This is a genomic window from Kitasatospora humi, from assembly GCF_020907985.1.
GTDB lineage: Bacteria > Actinomycetota > Actinomycetes > Streptomycetales > Streptomycetaceae > Kitasatospora > Kitasatospora humi.
Genome location: NZ_JAJJPA010000031.1, coordinates 62295 through 78536 on the forward strand (window position 1 = coordinate 62295; position 16242 = coordinate 78536).

17 protein-coding genes and 1 riboswitch are annotated in these 16242 nt (G+C 73.9%); of the genes, 11 read left to right on the forward strand and 6 right to left on the reverse strand.

The genetic code is table 11. The features are described from left to right. Nucleotides 1-43 precede the first annotated feature (43 nt). Together LN042_RS25210 and LN042_RS25215 are read left to right on the forward strand one after the other, a co-directional pair. Nucleotides 44-484 carry a helix-turn-helix domain-containing protein gene (locus LN042_RS25210; RefSeq protein ID WP_230053629.1) on the forward strand — a complete coding sequence of 147 codons (441 nt, stop codon included), beginning with the start codon at nucleotides 44-46 and terminating at the stop codon, nucleotides 482-484. 70 nt (nucleotides 485-554) lie between these two features. Then, nucleotides 555-986 carry a VOC family protein gene (locus tag LN042_RS25215; RefSeq protein ID WP_230053630.1) on the forward strand — a complete coding sequence of 144 codons (432 nt, stop codon included), beginning with the start codon at nucleotides 555-557 and terminating at the stop codon, nucleotides 984-986. 51 nt (nucleotides 987-1037) lie between these two features. Here LN042_RS25215 and LN042_RS25220 read toward each other — a convergent pair whose 3' ends face one another. Beyond that, on the reverse strand, nucleotides 1038-1700 hold the full coding sequence (locus LN042_RS25220) for an NAD(P)H-binding protein (RefSeq protein WP_230053632.1): 663 nt from the start codon (nucleotides 1698-1700) through the stop codon (nucleotides 1038-1040). Between the two features lie 128 nt (nucleotides 1701-1828). Between LN042_RS25220 and LN042_RS25225 the strand changes: the two genes are divergently transcribed. Continuing rightward, nucleotides 1829-2548: a Mut7-C RNAse domain-containing protein gene (locus LN042_RS25225; RefSeq protein WP_230053646.1), complete on the forward strand. Its 720-nt coding sequence runs from the start codon at nucleotides 1829-1831 to the stop codon at nucleotides 2546-2548. 4 nt (nucleotides 2549-2552) lie between these two features. Here LN042_RS25225 and LN042_RS25230 read toward each other — a convergent pair whose 3' ends face one another. Together LN042_RS25230 and LN042_RS25235 are read right to left on the reverse strand one after the other, a co-directional pair. Next, nucleotides 2553-3815 carry an SPFH domain-containing protein gene (locus LN042_RS25230; RefSeq protein ID WP_230053633.1) on the reverse strand — a complete coding sequence of 421 codons (1263 nt, stop codon included), beginning with the start codon at nucleotides 3813-3815 and terminating at the stop codon, nucleotides 2553-2555. Nucleotides 3816-3825: 10 nt separating this feature from the next. Continuing rightward, nucleotides 3826-4050, reverse strand: coding sequence for an NfeD C-terminal domain-containing protein (locus LN042_RS25235; RefSeq protein WP_101385530.1), 225 nt, complete (start codon nucleotides 4048-4050; stop codon nucleotides 3826-3828). Between the two features lie 219 nt (nucleotides 4051-4269). Here LN042_RS25235 and LN042_RS25240 point away from each other — a divergent pair, with 219 nt between their 5' ends. Together LN042_RS25240 and LN042_RS25245 are read left to right on the forward strand one after the other, a co-directional pair. Continuing rightward, entirely contained in the window at nucleotides 4270-4740 is a 471-nt protein-coding gene (locus LN042_RS25240; RefSeq protein ID WP_230053634.1) for a VOC family protein, read from the forward strand. A 4-nt stretch (nucleotides 4741-4744) separates the two neighbouring features. Next, nucleotides 4745-5269 carry a pyridoxamine 5'-phosphate oxidase family protein gene (locus tag LN042_RS25245; RefSeq protein WP_230053635.1) on the forward strand — a complete coding sequence of 175 codons (525 nt, stop codon included), beginning with the start codon at nucleotides 4745-4747 and terminating at the stop codon, nucleotides 5267-5269. Nucleotides 5270-5628: 359 nt separating this feature from the next. Here the strand turns inward: LN042_RS25245 and LN042_RS25250 are convergent, their stop codons facing one another. Then, nucleotides 5629-8004 (reverse strand): SpoIIE family protein phosphatase, encoded by a 2376-nt coding sequence (locus LN042_RS25250; protein WP_230053637.1) that lies wholly within the window; start codon nucleotides 8002-8004, stop codon nucleotides 5629-5631. 123 nt (nucleotides 8005-8127) lie between these two features. Further along, nucleotides 8128-9774 carry an APC family permease gene (locus LN042_RS25255; protein ID WP_230053638.1) on the reverse strand — a complete coding sequence of 549 codons (1647 nt, stop codon included), beginning with the start codon at nucleotides 9772-9774 and terminating at the stop codon, nucleotides 8128-8130. 499 nt (nucleotides 9775-10273) lie between these two features. Between LN042_RS25255 and LN042_RS25260 the strand changes: the two genes are divergently transcribed. Further along, nucleotides 10274-11743: an AMP-binding protein gene (locus LN042_RS25260; protein WP_230053639.1), complete on the forward strand. Its 1470-nt coding sequence runs from the start codon at nucleotides 10274-10276 to the stop codon at nucleotides 11741-11743. After that, nucleotides 11740-12747, forward strand: coding sequence for a hypothetical protein (locus tag LN042_RS25265; RefSeq protein ID WP_230053640.1), 1008 nt, complete (start codon nucleotides 11740-11742; stop codon nucleotides 12745-12747). The genes LN042_RS25260 and LN042_RS25265 overlap by 4 nt, the downstream gene beginning before the upstream one ends. Before the next feature lie 101 nt (nucleotides 12748-12848). Here LN042_RS25265 and LN042_RS25270 read toward each other — a convergent pair whose 3' ends face one another. Next, a complete protein-coding gene (locus LN042_RS25270; protein WP_230053641.1) occupies nucleotides 12849-13274 on the reverse strand; it encodes a PPOX class F420-dependent oxidoreductase in 426 nt (141 codons plus the stop codon). A 352-nt stretch (nucleotides 13275-13626) separates the two neighbouring features. Further along, a riboswitch (cyclic di-AMP (ydaO/yuaA leader) is annotated at nucleotides 13627-13789 on the forward strand. Between the two features lie 5 nt (nucleotides 13790-13794). Between LN042_RS25270 and LN042_RS25275 the strand changes: the two genes are divergently transcribed. The 4 genes from LN042_RS25275 to LN042_RS37375 all read left to right on the forward strand — a co-directional run bounded on the left by LN042_RS25275 (nucleotide 13795) and on the right by LN042_RS37375 (nucleotide 16236). After that, nucleotides 13795-14871, forward strand: a complete 1077-nt coding sequence (locus LN042_RS25275; RefSeq protein WP_283843900.1) for a transglycosylase family protein — start codon at nucleotides 13795-13797, stop codon at nucleotides 14869-14871. 73 nt (nucleotides 14872-14944) lie between these two features. Continuing rightward, nucleotides 14945-15379, forward strand: a complete 435-nt coding sequence (locus LN042_RS25280; protein WP_230053642.1) for a YchJ family protein — start codon at nucleotides 14945-14947, stop codon at nucleotides 15377-15379. 37 nt (nucleotides 15380-15416) lie between these two features. Next, nucleotides 15417-15914 (forward strand): NUDIX domain-containing protein, encoded by a 498-nt coding sequence (locus LN042_RS37370; RefSeq protein WP_283843901.1) that lies wholly within the window; start codon nucleotides 15417-15419, stop codon nucleotides 15912-15914. 37 nt (nucleotides 15915-15951) lie between these two features. Next, complete coding sequence (locus LN042_RS37375; RefSeq protein ID WP_230053643.1) at nucleotides 15952-16236, forward strand: YciI family protein; 285 nt, start codon at nucleotides 15952-15954, stop codon at nucleotides 16234-16236. Nucleotides 16237-16242: the final 6 nt, after the last annotated feature.

The following is a 16242-nucleotide window of genomic DNA, read 5'->3' on the forward strand; positions in this document are numbered from 1 at the left end:
GTGCGGGCCCGCTGTTGTCGGTGCGGCGGCCTAGCCTGGGCTCATGGCTGCTCTCCCGCCCGCCCGCCACCTGCTGCGGGCCAAGGACCTCGCCGACGCCAGGTACGCCGAGCCGCTCACGGTGGCCGATCTGGCGGCGGCGGCCGGCCTGTCGCGGGCGCACTTCAGCCGGTCGTTCCGGCAGGCCTTCGGCGAGCCACCGCACGTCTACCTGCTCACCAGACGCCTGGAGCGGGCCGCCAGCCTGCTGCGCACCACCGACCGCTCGATCGCCCAGATCTGCTTCGCCGTGGGCCTGAACAGCCTGGGCTCGTTCACCACCAGCTTCACCAGGATGTACGGGCGCTCCCCGGCCGCCTACCGCGCCGCCTACCCGCCCGCCGCCGACTACGCCCTGGTCCCCGCGTGCGTGCTGCGCGCATACGGCCGCCCGCAACACCGCACGTTTCGAGAAGACCGCACCGAGGGCCCGGCCATAGGTTGACGGTATGCCGTCCGGGCGGTGCGGAACCCCGACCACCCGGACGAATCCCTAGGAAAGGTGGAGAGGACCCATGACCATCACGATTGCCACCGCCCAGCTGTGGGTGCACGACCAGGAGGTCGCCCTGGAGTTCTGGACGAAGAAGGTGGGCTTCGAGGTCCGCGCCGACGTCACGCTGCCCGAGCTCGGGAACTTCCGCTGGCTCACCGTCGGACCGGCCGGCCAGGATGACATCTCGATCTGCCTGATGGCCGTGCCCGGCCAGCCGATCATGGACGACCAGACCCGCGAGCAGGTGCTCGACGTGGTCGGCAAGGGCTTCGCCAACGCGGTCTTCCTGAGCACCGACGACTGCGACGCCGCCTATGCCGAACTCTCCGCCCGAGGTGTCGAGTTCGTCGACAAGCCGGAGGACCGTCCGTACGGTCGGGACTGCGGGTTCCGGGATCCGTCGGGCAACCAGGTCCGGCTGACCCAGCTGGCCGAACTGCCCAACCAGTAGGGCCGCGCACCGGATTCGCCGGGAGGTGGGACGACTTCCGGCGAACCGGCGTCAGCCGACGGCCGCTTGACGCGCCGCCTCGGCCACCGGCACCGTGCCGCCGATCAGCTCCAGGGTCCGTCCGGCCGTGCCCGGCTCGTCCAGCAGCGCGACCAGCACCGCGGCGACGTCGTCACGCGGCACCGAGCCCCGTCCGGTCCGCTCGGCGAGCGCCACCCGGCCGGTGCCTGGCTCGTCGGTCAGCGCGCCGGGGCGCAGGATGGTCCAGGCCAGGCGCGCGCGGGCCCGCACGTCGTCGTCCGCCGCGCCCTTGGCCCGCAGGTAGGCGCCGAAGACCGGATCGGCACCGTCCGGCGCGTCCGCATCGGCACCCATCGAGGAGACCACCAGGAAGCGCCGCACCCCGGCGGCCTCGGCGGCCTCCGCGAACAGGGCGCAGGCGCCCCGGTCCACCGTGTCCTTGCGGGCCACCCCGCTGCCCGGGCCGGCACCGGCGGCGAACACCGCCGCGTCCGCCCCGCGCAGGATTCCCGCGACCTCGTCGACCGTGGCCGCCTCCAGGTCGCAGAGCACCGGCTCGGCGCCCGCCGCCACCAAGTCCGCGGCCTGCTCGGGCTTGCGAACGATCCCAGCGACCGCGTCACCCCGCGCGCTCAGCAGCCGCTCCAGGCGCCGCGCGATCTGACCGTGTCCACCCGCGATGACAATGCGCATGGATCGGAGCCTACGCCGCGCCCGCCGATCCGCCTCGGCTGACACCCCGTCATCCGGTGGACCCCGGAAACCATTGGCCGGTCACCGGCCCGTCCTGGCATGCTGGCCGGGTGGAGAAACCAGAGCTCGTGGCGAAGCCGCAGATCACCATCGGCTTCGCCGCCGACCTGCAGTTGTTCCTCGCGGCCGCCCAGCGCCGCGAGCAGTCGGTGGTCCAGGTGGACGGCGTGTCCACGCTCGGCCACGTGGTCGAGTCGCTGGGCGTCCCGCTGACCGAGGTCGGCGAGCTGCTGGTGGACGACCGGCCGGTCCGCCCGGGGCACATCCCGGCCCAGGGTGAGCGGGTCGCCGTGCGCCCCGTCGAGCGGCCGCAGCGGCTGCCCGGCCCGGCCCGGTTCCTGCTCGACGTGCACCTGGGCACCCTGGCCCGCCGGCTGCGCCTGCTCGGCGTGGACGCGGCCTACGAGAACCTCGACATCGGTGACGCCGCACTGGCCGCCCGCTCGGCCGCCGAGCAGCGGGTGATGCTCTCCCGCGACCGCGGTCTGCTGCGCCGCCGCGAGCTGTGGGCCGGTGCGTACGTCTACAGCCACCGCCCGGCCGAGCAGCTGCGCGACGTGCTGTCCCGTTTCACGCCCGCCCTCGCCCCGTGGACCAGGTGCACGGCCTGCAACGGCCTGCTGGAGCAGACCGCCAAGGCGGCGGTGCAGGAGCGGCTGGAGCACGGCACCGAGCGCAGCTACGACGCGTTCGCCCAGTGCGCCGACTGCGGCCAGGTCTACTGGCGCGGCGCCCACCACGCCCGGCTGGACGCGATCGTCGAGGAAGCCCTGCGCGAGTACGCCTGAACGCCTAACCTGGCTCACCCCTGCCCTCGCCCGCGTCCGCCCTGGCCGCCTCGCCGCCGCGGGGGGTGGCCTGCTTGAGCGCGTCCAGGATCGCCAGCCCCTGGCTGACGATCCCGGTCGCCACCTGGGCCAGGCCCTCGCTGCCGTTGAGCACCGTGAGGTTGGCGCCCGCCAGACCGCGGGCGGCGGCGTCCACCAGGGCGGGCAGGTTCTCCACCACCCGGTTGGCGGCGATCAGCTCCTGGGCGCCGCCGCGCAGCGACTCGGCCCGCGCGTTGTTCGCGGCCGCCTGCGCCTCGGCGGTGGTCCGCTCGGCGTAGGCCGCGCCGTCCGCCTGCACCCGCACCGCCTGCGCCTCCGCCGTGGCCAGCGTGGTGCGGCGGTAGGCCTCGCCCTCGGCCTCGAACTTGGCGCGGTCCCGCTGCGCCTCGGCGAGGGTGCGCTGCTTGTAGGCCTCGGCGTCGGCCGGCCGCCGCACCTCGGCCTCCAACCGCTGTGCGGCCAGATCGGCCTGACGGCGGGCCAGCTGGGTCTGCTCCTCGATGACCTCCTGGGTGGCCCTGGCCTGCGCCAGCGGCCCGGCTTGCGCCGCCTGGGCGTTGGCCTGCTCGGTCTCGGCCACGAAGCCGGCCCGCTTGATCGAGGTGTCCCGCTCGTACTGGGCCTTGAGCGCGGACGCCTCCTGCTCCCGCTGGGCGGCTTCCTGGTCGGCCCGGGCCTGCGCGATCCGCGCCTGGCTGGCGACGGCCGCGGCGTGCGGGGCGGCCAGGTTGGTGATGTAGCCGGTGGCGTCCTCGATCTCCTGGATCTGCAGCGCGTCGACCACGATGCCGAGCTTCTCCATCTCGGTGTGGCTGCCGGCCTTGACCTCCTGCGCCACCCGGTCCCGCTCCCGGATGATCTGTTCGACGGTCAACCCGCCGACGATGGACCGCAGGTGGCCGGCGAAGATCCGGCCGACCAACTCCTCCATCCGGGCCTGCTCGGTCAGGAACCGCCGGGCCGCGTTGGCGATGGACAGGTGGTCGTCACCCACCTTGAACACCGTCACCGCCCGCACCTTGAGCCGGATGCCCTGCTGGGTGACGCAGTCCTCGGCGATCTCCGCCTCCCGCAGCGCCAGCGACAGCCTCCGCGCCTTCTGCTTGACCGGCATCACGAAGCTGCCGTGCCCGGTGACGATCCGGAACTGGGTGTCCTGGGCCTGCCGTTTGGATCCGGAGATCAGCAACGCCTCGTTGGGCGCCGGAACGTACCAGAACAACATCACTGGCTCCTCAGGACTCGGGGAACGGTACGACCACGACCGAGCGCGCCGAGGTGTGCTCCACCACCATCACCAGCGCGTGCCGGGCGATCGGCCGGTCCGCCCAGGCGGCGAACGCCTCGCTGCCACCGCGCACCGGCACCAGCACCTCACCGGGCCCGTCCGCCGGGATCGGAACCGTGACCCGGCCGACCGCGCCGACCGGGCTCTCATCCGCCTCCCTCGGCACACCCATCAGGCTCACCCGCTCTCCGGCCCGCCCGCGCGACCACGGTCGTCGGTCGTACCTCTGCTGTCCAATCTAACGAGCCGACGGCGCGAAGGAGCCGGTCAAGACACCTGCCCCTCACCCACCCGGCCCAGCCTGCGGCACGCCGCGCCACCCGGGCACCCGGTGCCGTGCCACGCTGACCGCGACCTCCCGACCGCGCCGCCGAGCAACCCAGGAGCCCCCGTGTCCAAGGTCCAGCCGATCCCGGACGGCTACCCGCGCCTGTGCCCCTACGTCATCGTCCGCGGCGCGGCCGAGGCCATCGAGTTCTACACCTCGGTGCTCGGCTTCGAGCAGCGCGGCGACCGGATGACCGGGCCGGACGGGCGGATCGGGCACGCGGAGCTGCGGACCGGCGACTCGGTGCTGATGATCGCCGACGAGCACCCGGAGGTGGGCGCGCGCAGCCCGCGGACGGTGGGCGGCTCACCGGTGCTGCTGAACCTCTACGTGGCGGACGTCGACGCGGTCTGGGCCGCCGCGCTGGCCGGCGGCGCGCTGGAGCTGCGGCCGCTGAAGACCCAGTTCTACGGTGACCGCTCCGGCACCTTCGAGGATCCGTGGGGCCACCGCTGGTCGGTGGCCAGCCATGTCGAGGACGTCCCGCCGCAGGAGATGGCCGCTCGGGCGAAGGCCGCGATGGGCGGCAACTGAGCTCGTGCCAACGGATCCTGACATCCCGTCGTCCCGCCCGCACATGCCCGGCTACGGCGTCCTGCCGGCCGACCAGGGCACCGGCCTGCTGCCGTGGTTCTGGGCGGAGCGCCGACTCGCGGACTCGCACGAGTACTGGGTCTGCACGGTGCGGCCCGACCGGCGGCCCCATGCGATGCCGGTCTGGGGCGTCTGGCTGCGGCGGGCGCTCTGGTTCAGCAGCGGGCGGCGGTCCCGCAAGTACCGCAATCTGGCCGCCAATCCGGCGTGCACGGTGACCACCGACGACCCGCACCAGCCGGTCGTCCTGGACGGCGACGCGAGCGTGGTGACCGACCCCGACGAGATCTCCGACTTCCTGGCCGCGCTCAACGCGAAGTACGCGACCGCCTACGGTCCGGACTTCCTCGACCCGGCGGTGAACGCGACCATCCGGGTCACCCCGGTGTCCGTCTTCGGCCTCGACGACAGCGATTTCACCGGCAGCCCGACCCGCTGGGCGTTTCCGTCCGGCTCCCTGGGCTCGTGAACCGGTCCCCGGGAAGCGGCCTCGGGAAGCGGCCCTCGGAACCGTGTCCGCTCGGACGTCGGCCCTCGGAAATCGCCTCTCGATCCGCTGGCTCCAAACCGCCCGCGCGGGTCTAGACTGGTGCGTACACCAGACAACTGGAGAGAGCCGCACCGCCGGCGAAGACGTTCGTCGGCCGTCCGAGCGACTCCCTTGTCTAGGGCCTGGCTAGGTCCCCGGCAGGTATCAACGACATCGATGTCCTGAGCGACGGCAAGGACATGAGAAGTCGAAGAGGACCTACCGGGGACTGACTCTGTCCGGCGCCCCTCCTCACGCCGCTCACTCCGGCGCCCTCCTCGGCGCTGGCCTCACGCCGCTCACTCCGGCAGCTCCTGCTCGGTCCAGATGGTCTTGCCCGACGTGGTGTACCGACTCCCCCAGCGGTTGGTCAGCTGCGCCACCAGGTAGAGCCCGCGCCCGCCCTCGTCGGTGACCCGGGCGCGCCGCATCCTCGGCTGGGTGCTGCTGCCGTCGGAGACTTCGCAAGTCAGCGCGTCGGCCCGGATCAGCCGCACCACCACGGGACCGCCGCCGTAGCGGATCGCGTTGGTGACCAGTTCACTCAGGACCAGCTCGGTGGTGAAGGCCAGTTCGGCCAGTCCCCAGGACATCAGCACGGCGATGGCGTCCTCGCGCACCCGGGCCACCGCGGCCGGGTCCAGGTCGACCGTCCAGACCGCCGTGTCGGCGGGCGGCACCGCCTTGGTACGGGCCAGCAGCAGTGTCACGTCGTCGCGCAGACGGGTCGGCGGCAGTCCGGCGATCAGCCGCTCCCCGGCCTCGCGCAGCGGGCAGTCCAGGCTCCGCACCCCGCTGAGCCGGTGCAGCAGTTCGGCCATCCCGGCGTCGATGTCGCCCTCCCCGCGCTCGATCAGGCCGTCGGTGTAGAGGGCCAGCACGCTGCTCTCGGGCAGCTCGATCCGGGCCGACTCGAACGGCAACCCGCCGACGCCGAGCGGCGGTCCGGGCGAGACCGGCAGCATCTCCGCGGTGCCGTCGGGGTAGGCGACGGCGGGCGGCGGATGCCCCGCGCTGGCCACCGTGCAGATCCGGGAGACCGGGTCGTAGACGGCGTAGAGGCAGGTGCCGCCGAACGAGCCGGGCTCCGCCGTCTCGTCCTGGGTCCGCGCGTCGTGCCCGGACCGCCCGTCCCCGGTACCGGAGCTCTCCGCGTCCACGTCCGCGACCAGTGCGGACTCCACGAGCAGTTGGGCCACCAGGTCGTCCAGGTGGACCAGCAGCTCGTCGGGTTCCAGGTCCAGGTCGGCGAGGGTCCGCACGGCGGTGCGCAGCCGGCCCATGGTGGCGGAGGCGTGCAGGCCGTGCCCGGTGACGTCGCCCACCACCAGCGCCACCCGGGCCGACGAGAGCGGGATGACGTCGAACCAGTCGCCGCCCACGCCGCCGACGGTGTCGGTGGGCAGGTAGACGCTGGCGGTGGAGACGGCGGCCACCGAGCGGACGGCCGGCGGCAGCAGGCTGCGCTGCAGGCCGATCGCGGCGCGGTGCTCCCGGGTGTAGCGGCGGGCGTTGTCCAACGCCAGGCCGACCCGCCCGGCGATCTCCCGCATCAGCGCGCGGTCCTCCGCCTCGTAGCGGTCCTCCCGGCGCGTCCGGCGCAGCGTGATCCGGCCGAGCAGCACCCCGCGGGCCACCAGCGGCGCCGTGATGGCCCAGGCCTGGACGGCGGGATCGGACGGTCCGGTCCGCCCGTCCTCGTCGACCAGCACGGTCTCCCCGATGGCCGGGCAGGTCTCGGCCGGCCCGGCGACGGCGACCCGGCGCAGCAGCAGTCGCCCGTCCGGGCCGGGCACCGGCTCCTCGCCGGTGGAGATGGCGGTGGCGAGTTCGACGGCGGCGACCTGGGCGAAGTCGGACACCAGGGCGTCGGCGATCTGCTGGGCGCTGTCCAGGATGGAGAGCGAGTGCGCGGCCGCGGCGGTCACCTCGTGCAGCAGGGCGAGCCGGCGTCGTGACCGGTACTGCTCGGTGATGTCGGTGAAGAGCGCGGTGACGCCGATGACGGTGCCGTCGGTGGCCTGCAGCCGGAAGGCGGAGAGCGCCATCATCCGGCCGCTGCGCGGGTCGACCAGGGTGCGGGCCAGTTCCTCGCCGAACGCCAGCGGCTGCCCGCTGGCCAGCACCTCGCGCAGGTGGACCTCCATGGCGGCGGCGTCCTCGGGCTGCAGGAAGTCGGCGAGCCGCCGGCCCGGCAGCGTGCTGGGCACGCCCGTGTAGGGCAGCAGGTGGGTGTTGGTCCGGACGATCCGCAGCTCGGTGTCGAAGACGGCGAGGCCGACCCTGTCCTGCAGGAAGAGCTCGCGGGTGAAGGCCTGGTCCTGGCGCCAGCGGTCGGCCTCCTGGGCCGGTGCGCCGAGCACCATGTAGCGGGCCTCACCGCGCTGGCCGGGGGCCGCGCCGCGCAGCGTGAGCACGCGGACCTCCAGCGGCACCGGCCGGCCGTCCCCGGTGCGCACGATCACCCGTCCGGCCCAACCGGTGGGGTTGTCGCCCTCCGGGGGCAGGGTCTCGCCACGCTCCACCACGAGGTCGCGCAGCTTGCGGCCGCGCAGTGCGCGCACGGGTACCGCGAGGACCTGTTCGGCAGCGGCGGTGCAGTCGAGCACCAGGCCGCTCCCGTCGACCAGCACCCCTGCCACGCCGTCGAGGAACGGGAAGCGGGAGTCGTCCACATCGTCACCTCTCCCGGGACAGCCCCGCCCTCCATCCTGTACCGGGGCGTGGGCGGCGGCACACCGGCGCTCCCCGCCCGGCCCGACCTCCCGAGCGCTGGTGGCGCTCGGTGACCGGCCGGGTCAGTGGCCGCCCGCCTCGACCACCTCGACATCGGCGATGTTGCGCTCGATCTCCGCCGCGGGCAGCGCGACGGCCAGCGCCCAGTAGTAGACGATCAGGGCGAACGCGGCGACCGCCAGGATGTCCCACCAGAGCGGCAGGTTGCCGGTGGCACCCTTGCCGAACTGGCCCTGCCAGGAGACGAGCCCCATGCCCACCAGGTAGACGGGCAGCCACTGGCCGGCCCGGAAGTCCATCCGCGGCGCGCCCGGCAGGCCCTTGGCGCGTGCCCAGGCCGCGTAGCCGCCGAGCAGCAGGTAGCCGATCAGGATGGAGACCCCGAGCCGCCACAGGGTGTCCCAGCCGGACCAGTAGATGACCAGGCTGGCGATCACGAAGGCGATCGGCGAGAGGACCGGGCCGGCCGGCAGGCGGTAGGAGCGCTCCAGGCCGGGGAAGCGCCGGCGCAGCACGCCGAAGGCGAGCGGTGCGCCCGCGTACATCAGCACCACGGCGGAGGTGATGAACCCGACCAGCCGCTGCCAGCTGGGGAACGGCAGGAAGCAGATCACCCCGGCGATCCAGGCGACCAGCAGGCCGAGCCAGGGCACCGCACGCGTGCTGGTGGCCTGGAGCGTCCGCGGGGCGTAGCCGTTGCGGCTGAGGCCGTAGCTGATCCGGGAGCTGGAGGTGACGTAGACCAGGCCGGTGCCGGCCGGCGAGATGACCGCGTCGATGTAGAGGATGGTGGCCATCCAGCCCAGGCCGATCAACGCGGCCAGCCCGGCGAACGGGCCGCTGATGCCCTTGTAGGTGAGTCCGGCCCAGCCGCCGGAGAAGGCGTCGGCGGGCACCGATCCGATGAAGACCAGCTGGAGCAGGATGTAGATCAGCGAGCCGATCAGCACCGAGCCGAGCACGGCGCGCGGGATGTCGCGGTGCGGGTTGCTGGACTCGCCGGCCCACTGGATCGCCTGCTCGAAGCCGAGCAGCGCGAAGATCACGCCGCTGCCGCTGATCGCGCCGAGCACACCGCGGGCGCCGTAGGGGGCGAAACCGTGGCTGTGGAAGTTGGCGCCGTGGAACTCGGCGCTGGCGAAGACCAGGATGGTGAGCACCGGGACGGCGACCTTCCAGTAGGTGGCCGCGCTGTTGGTGTGGGCCAGCCACTTGACGCCGAGGAAGTTGATCGCGACGAAGATGGCGAGCAGGACGGCGGCGACCACGAAGCCGGCGGCGGTGAGGGTCTGGTTGCTCTTCTTGAGCAGGCCGTCGGCCCACGTCCAGTGCTGGGCGTAGCCGATCATCGCCTGGACCTCGATGGGGGCGGTGGCGGCGGACTGCAGCCAGGTGAACCAGCCGAAGCTCATGCCGGCGAAGCCGCCGAACGCGTAGTGCGGGTAGCGGGCGGTGCCGCCGGCCACCGGGAAGAGACCGCCGAGCTCGGCGTGTACCAGGGCGAGCAGTACGATCGCGACCGTTCCGATGCCCCAGGAGATCAGGGAGGCGGGCCCGGCCGCCCGGACGGCCTTCTCGGCGCCGAACAGCCAGCCGGACCCGATGATCGCCCCGACCGAGGCCCAGAGCAGGCCGATCATCCCGACCTCGCGGCGCAGCGCGTGGTGCCCGCCGGTCTGGCGGGCGGCCCCGGGTACGGATGACGCCATGGGTTTTCCTCCCCGGCTGGTGACAGAACTGATCCGACGCTGCCGCAGATCCCCGGTCGGGTGAGGGGTGCGCGCCGCTCAGTCGGCAACTGTCAGTCCTCCGGGCTAGCAGCATGCGCTGAGATAAATAGGAATCAGAATTACGTCCACATCCGTTGCCTTGGCCGGGCCGCCCGTGCCAGGCTCGTTCCTGCTCGCTCCTGCCGGGCCAGGCCGTTCGCGGCCCCGCCGGGTCATGGCCGGCCGCCCGTCCACCGCAGGGGCCCGTTCACCGCCGGGAAGGAGACCGCCGTGGTCAAGCACTACCTCAAGTACGCCCTGAGCACCCTCAGCGCCGCGATGTTCCTGCACATGGCCTGACCGGGCCGCCGTCACGCCCGGTCGAGCCGCACGTCACCGCAGGACGCCGGCCCGACCGCTCGGACCGGCCTGGGTCGGGTCCCCCGCCCGCTCCAGGCCACCCCGCACCGGGGACGAAGCCTCCCACTGGAGAGACACCGTGTTCGCCAGCGCGCTGAGTCAACTGCGCTACGCCACCGCCGTGTTGCGAAACGGTCCGATCCGACCGCGGGACCTCGACCGGATCGCCCGAGAACTGCTCGCCACCCTCGCCGAGTTCGGCGAACCCGGCGACGACACCGCGCTGCTGCCGGGTCGGCGGGCGGCCGTCGACCCGGCAGTGCGCCGCACCGTCACCGCCCGCAGCCTGCGCGCCACGGCCCGGGCCGCCGTCCGGCACACCGCCTACTACCGCCAGGTCTTCGACCAGTTGGGGCTCAACCCGGCCACCCTCGACCTGTCCGGCTGGTCCCAGGTGCCGGTGACGCCCAAACGCGCGCTCCGCTCGCTGCCCGCCGCCTTCGTCTCCACCGCGGCCCGACCCGCGCTGTTGGCGCTCACCACCGGAACCACCGGCGCCCCCACCGGAGTCTGGTTCTCCCGTGAGGAGTTGGAGCTGCTCACCGCCCTGAGCACCATCTCGGCGGCCATCAGCCTCGGGCTGCGCCCCGAACACACCGTCGCCTACGCGGGCTGCTCGCGCGCCACCCTGGCCCTGCTGAACGCCGAGGAGTCGGTCACCCGGATCGGCGCCGGCTTCGTCCAACTGGGCACCATCGAACCGGAGTCGGCGCTCGACCGGCTCGCCGCTCCACTCGGCCTGCCCGGCAAGGCCGCCCAGATCACCCATCTGACCACCTCCGCCTCCTACTTGGCCGCCCTGGTGGCCCAGGCCGAGCGCGGCGGCTGGCGCAGCGAGGACTTCGGGTTGCGGCAGATCAGCGTCGGCGGCGAGGTGCTCTCCGGGCCGCTGCGGGAGCGGGCCGCCGCCGTCCTCGGCGGCCAGGTGGCCAACTCCTACCTGATGACCGAACTGGTGCCGGCCGGCGCGGCCCCGTGCCCGCAGGGGCACCTGCACCACGGCACCGAGTTCGGTCACCTGGAGGTGCTGGATCCGCAGAGTTGGGAGCCGACCCTGCCCGGCGGCACCGGCATGGTGGTGCACACCCCGTTCGTGCCGTACCGGGAGTGCACCCTGCTGCTGCGCTACGCCACCGGCGACCTGGTCCGGCTGCCCGCCGTCCCGCCCGACTGCGAGATGGCCGAGCTGCCGGCCACCTCGGACATCGTCGGCCGCTGGACCGGCCCGCTCAGTGCCGCCCTGCCCACCCGCGACCTGCTCGACCTACTGGAGGCCGAACCCGACGTGCCACTGCCCACCCGGTACGCACTGACCGACGAGCCCGACGGCGCGGTGCTGCACGTGCTGGTCCGGCGGCTGCCCTCGACCACCCTGCTCGGGCGCCTGGAGGACCGGGCCACGGCCGCCGGCCTGCCACTGGCCGCGATCCGCCCGTACGACGACCGGGACGCCATGCCGCCCACCGTTCCGCTCCGCGCGGACCTGCGGGAGCACGGCTTCGCGGACCTCGGCCCGAGCCACTCGACCCGCCTGGCCGGGCGCCCGTGAACACCACCGCGCTGGCCGCGCTCAGCGGCGTCACCGCCCTCGCGGTCGCCCTCGCCCTGGGCTACCTGGCCCGGATCCGGATGCCCCGCCCGCCGGTCGGCGTGCACACGGCCGGAGACGTCGCCGTGGTCTGCGTGGGCGTGGTGCTCGCCCCGCTGCTGGACCTGGCCCTGCCGACTCCCGTGGTGGTGACCGTCTTCGGCGTGGTGCTGGGCACCGCCGTGCAGTTCACCCTCGCCCCGCTGCTCGGCGGCCGCTGGGCGTGGCCGGCGGCCGCCGCCGGGATCGGCGCCACCCTCGCCCTGCACGCCTCCCCCACCGGGGTGCTCGCCGCCACCGACGTGCTGCTGCTGATCGCGGTGACCGGGGTGACCAACCTGTGGGTGCAGAGCGGTATGCGGGCCGCCCACGTCGCCGCGCTGGCGGGTGCGTTGGCGGTCTACGACCTGGTGGCCACCACGCTCACCTCGGTCACCCTGCGGTTCGCCGCCGAGGTGCGGGGGCAGCCGTTCGCGCCGCAACTGGCGCTCACCCGCGGTGCGCTGCCGGTCTCACTGGGGCTGGGCGACCTGCTGCTCCTGGTGCTGTTCCCGCTCGCCGCCGCCAAGGCGTACGGGCGCCGGGCCGCACTGCTGGCCGCCGCGGTCGGGCTGGCCGTGGTCAGCTCGGTCAGCGCGCTCTTCGCGGCCCACGTGCTGACCGCCGGCTTCCCGCTGCTCACCGCACTCGGCCCGCTGATCGTGGCGCAGCAGCTGTACTGGCGGCAGCGCCGGGGCCGGGAGCGCACCTGGGCCGAGTGGCGGTCCGGGGCCCGCGAGGCCGCTCCGCCGCCGGTCAACCCGGCCGAGCGGGCGCTGCGTGCCACGGCGGCGCCCGGCCTGCCCGAGGACTGCTGGCTGGCGGTGCGCGACGACCGGGTGGTGGGCGTCGGCGCCACCCCGGGCCTGGCCCGCCGGGACGCCCGCCGCCTCGGGCGGACGCCGACGGCGGTGCGTCAGCGATGAGCTGACGCCGCGTCAGACCGTGCTGCGGCCGAACACGACCCGCGCGCCGGTGCCGCCGTGCGCACGGGAGGCGGTCGACGGCACCGGTGGCTCCGCCCGCGTCAGGGCGTCTGGCCGTAGAGCCGCTCGATCCGCAGCGTCAGCAGCTGTCGGCGCTCGCGCACCATCGCGGCGCGGTACTCCGCCCAGTCGGGGTGCTCACCGCTGCCGTCCCGGTAGTAGTCGACCAGCTGCGCCACCGTGTCGTCATCCGGTGCCTCGGCCACCGGCGTCAGCTCGGCCGTGCCCTCGGCGACCGCCCAGGTGAAGAAGTCCGGGCTGGCCGTGTGGAGGCTGACGCGCGGGTCGCGGGCCGCGTTCTTGGTCTTGGCGCGATCGGCGGTGACCGAGACCCTGATCGAGTCCCGTTCCGGATCGTAGACGTAGAAGACATTGGACAGCTGCGGGCGCCCGTCCCGCTTGATGGTGACCAGCACACCGCGCCTCCCCGCCGCGAACAGCTCACGCATCCTGGCTTCGTCGGCCATCGGCCTCTCCTTCGCTCTTCGACATGAACGCGACTCATGCGCGACACGCACGCCGCCGTGCACTCGGCACATGCGCGACACGCACGTCGCCGTGCACTCGGCACATGCGCGACACGCACGTCGCCGTACACTCGGCAGTGACTCGCGGGCCGGCTCCGGAACCAACCGTCCACGCGATCTCCGCCACTCCAGTACATCCTGCACAGTGCGGCCAGGACTCCACGTGATGAGCGCGTGATGTCCACGATGCGGGGTTGTTACCACGATGATGATCCGTCTAGTCTGCCTGCCAGTCCGCATCTGCGGGCGCCCGAGCGCGGCACGCCCAATCCTGCCCACCGTGCCCGGGAAACGGACCACCACACCACGTCAGGGCAGGAGCGGGGGACCCAGGTTCAGCGCCGTCCCGCGCGGCTAGGGGTGAAGCCGCCCACCGGATCCGTCCGGTCGGGCGGCCGGGCCAGCCTCCCGGCCCGAACCCGACAGCTCACCTCGCAGGCGTGCGGAGAGGAACAAACCCATGGTCTTCACCGGCCCCGGCCGACACCGCCGCCCGTCCCAGGCCGAACGAGTGGTCGCGGCCGCCACCGTGGCGGGCGCGGGTCTGGCACTGCCGTTGCTCGCCGCCACCGGCGCGCACGCCGCCCCGGCCAGCACCTGGCAGGCCGTCGCCCAGTGCGAGACCGGCGGCAACTGGACCACGGACACCGGCGACGGCTACTACGGCGGTCTGCACCTCACCCAGCGCCAGTGGGACCACTACGGCGGCGACGAGTACGGCGCCGAGCCCTCGCACGCCACCCAGCAGCAGCAGATCGAGGTGGCCGAGGCGGTACTGGCGGACCAGGGACCGGGCACCTGGGGGCAGTGCGCGGTCACGGCCGGGCTGACGGCGCCGGGCACCCCGCAGGGCGGCTCCGGCACTCCCGGTGCCCCTGGCCCGGCCGCCACGCCGAGTGCGCCGACCACGTCGACGACGCCCGCGCCGGCCACTGCCCCGAGCACGCCCGCCGCACCGGCCCAGGCCGGCACCCCGATCCCCCCGGCCACGCCCGGCCTGCCCGGTGCCGGCTCGGTCCCGCCCGTCCCGGCGAACCCCAGTGCGCCCGCGAGCCCGGCCGCCCCCGCACCCGGTGCCCCCGCTGCCCCCGCTGCGCCCAGCGCGGCCGCCCCGAGCACCCCGGGCACCACGACGACCACCGCCGCCCCCGGCACGCCCGCCCAGTCCGGCGCCCCCGCCCAGTCCGGCGCCCCCAGCGCCCTGGCGGCTCCCACCGGTCCGTCCACCACCGCGTCCACGCCGGGCACACCCGCCACGCCCCCGCAGACCGGCGGCACCCCGCAGCCCGCGCCCGGCACCCAGGCCCCCGGCACCCAGGCCCCCGGCACCCCGGCTCCCGGCATGCAGCCGCCCGGCACGCCCGCCCCCGCGCAGGCCGCCACCGGCAGCTACACGGTGCAGCCCGGTGACTGCCTCTCGGAGATCGCCTACACCCACCACCTGGACGGCTGGCAGGAGTTCTACCAGCACAACGTCGACGTGGTCGGCGCCGACCCGAACCTGATCCACCCGGGCGAGCACCTCCAGTTCCCCTGACCCGGTCCCCGCGGTTCCTAGCCGGCCCGTGGGCGGTGCAGGTGCACTCCCCACGGGCCGTCACAATGGAGTCATGTCCCGACGCGCCACCCGCCGCACCGGCACCGCCAAGCCGGCCGCCCGGCCCTCCAGCTGCCCCTGCGGTCTGCCCGCCGCCTACGACGACTGCTGCGGCAAGCTGCACCGCGGCCTCGCCCAGGCCGCCACCGCCGAGCAGCTGATGCGCTCGCGCTACAGCGCTTTCGCGGTCCGGGACATCGCCTACCTGCTGCGCAGCTGGCACCCCGACACCCGACCTGCCGAGCTCGACCTCGACCCGGGGCTCAGCTGGGAGCGGCTGGAGGTCCTGGGCAGCACCGACGGCGGCCCGTTCCACACCACCGGCACGGTGGAGTTCCGCGCGCACTACCGCGAGCGCGGCCATGCGGGCAGTCTGCACGAGAACAGCCGCTTCGTCCGCCACGACGGCGCCTGGGTCTACCTCGACGGCGACCACTCCAAGGACTGAACGCGGACCACCTGCCGGAAGGGAAACCGCACTGGCCATGCTGCCGCTCGCCGACTACCTGCGCACCATCCCGCACGGCATCCTGTTCGCCGCCGTGCACTTCACCGACGCCGACGGCCACCCGCTGCTGCTGAAGTCCGTCTACGACCCGGACGGGTGGCAATTCGCGGGCGGCACCCTGGAGTTCGGCAGTGACCCGTGGGACTGCGCCCGCCGTGAGGTCTGCGAGGAGACCGGTCTGCTGCTGCCGGCGCAGCCCGCTCCGCCCCTGCTCGCCCTGCTCTTCGTGGCGGCCGCGGGCGACTGGCCGTTCAAGGTCGGCGTGGTCTTCGACGGCGGTGCCCTCACCGCCGAACAGTTGGCCGGCCTCGCCCTCGACCCGGCCGAGCACACCGAGTTCGCCGTCCGCCCGCTCGCCGAGTGGCGCACCCTGCTCAGCCCGAACCGGCTCGCCCTGGTCGAGGCCGTCGCCCGCGCACGGGCCACCGGCCAGGCCGCCTACCTGCACCTCCCGCAGCAGCGGACCGGCCACTAGGCTGGACCGGTCGAGGAAACAGCCTGAGGGGGGCACCGTGGCCTACTACGCCGTCGAGTACGTGTTCAGCCCCGACAAGCGCCATCTGCGGGTGCGCCCCACGCACCGGGAGTACCTGGCCGGACTCGCCGAGGCGGGCAGGATCGTCTTGTGCGGACCGCTGACCAGTGACACCGGCGGGCTGCTCATCTTCCGTGCCGAGGACGAAGCCGAGGTACGGACGATGGTGGATCACGACCCGTACACGACGGCGGGCGTGCTCAGCCGCGTCCGGATCGAGCAGTGGAGCCCGGTGCTCGGCTATCTCGCCCCGCGGCTGTAGACCGCC

Coding starts and splice junctions, on each gene's coding strand:
- LN042_RS37370 (WP_283843901.1), top strand. CDS start 15,417: ATGCTGCCGCTCGCCGACTACCTGCGCACCATCCCGCACGGCATCCTG.
- LN042_RS25275 (WP_283843900.1), top strand. CDS start 13,795: ATGGTCTTCACCGGCCCCGGCCGACACCGCCGCCCGTCCCAGGCCGAA.
- LN042_RS25230 (WP_230053633.1), bottom strand. CDS start 3,815: ATGTTGTTCTGGTACGTTCCGGCGCCCAACGAGGCGTTGCTGATCTCC.
- LN042_RS25235 (WP_101385530.1), bottom strand. CDS start 4,050: ATGGGTGTGCCGAGGGAGGCGGATGAGAGCCCGGTCGGCGCGGTCGGC.
- LN042_RS25220 (WP_230053632.1), bottom strand. CDS start 1,700: ATGCGCATTGTCATCGCGGGTGGACACGGTCAGATCGCGCGGCGCCTG.
- LN042_RS25210 (WP_230053629.1), top strand. CDS start 44: ATGGCTGCTCTCCCGCCCGCCCGCCACCTGCTGCGGGCCAAGGACCTC.
- LN042_RS25270 (WP_230053641.1), bottom strand. CDS start 13,274: ATGGCCGACGAAGCCAGGATGCGTGAGCTGTTCGCGGCGGGGAGGCGC.
- LN042_RS25280 (WP_230053642.1), top strand. CDS start 14,945: ATGTCCCGACGCGCCACCCGCCGCACCGGCACCGCCAAGCCGGCCGCC.
- LN042_RS25255 (WP_230053638.1), bottom strand. CDS start 9,774: ATGGCGTCATCCGTACCCGGGGCCGCCCGCCAGACCGGCGGGCACCAC.
- LN042_RS25215 (WP_230053630.1), top strand. CDS start 555: ATGACCATCACGATTGCCACCGCCCAGCTGTGGGTGCACGACCAGGAG.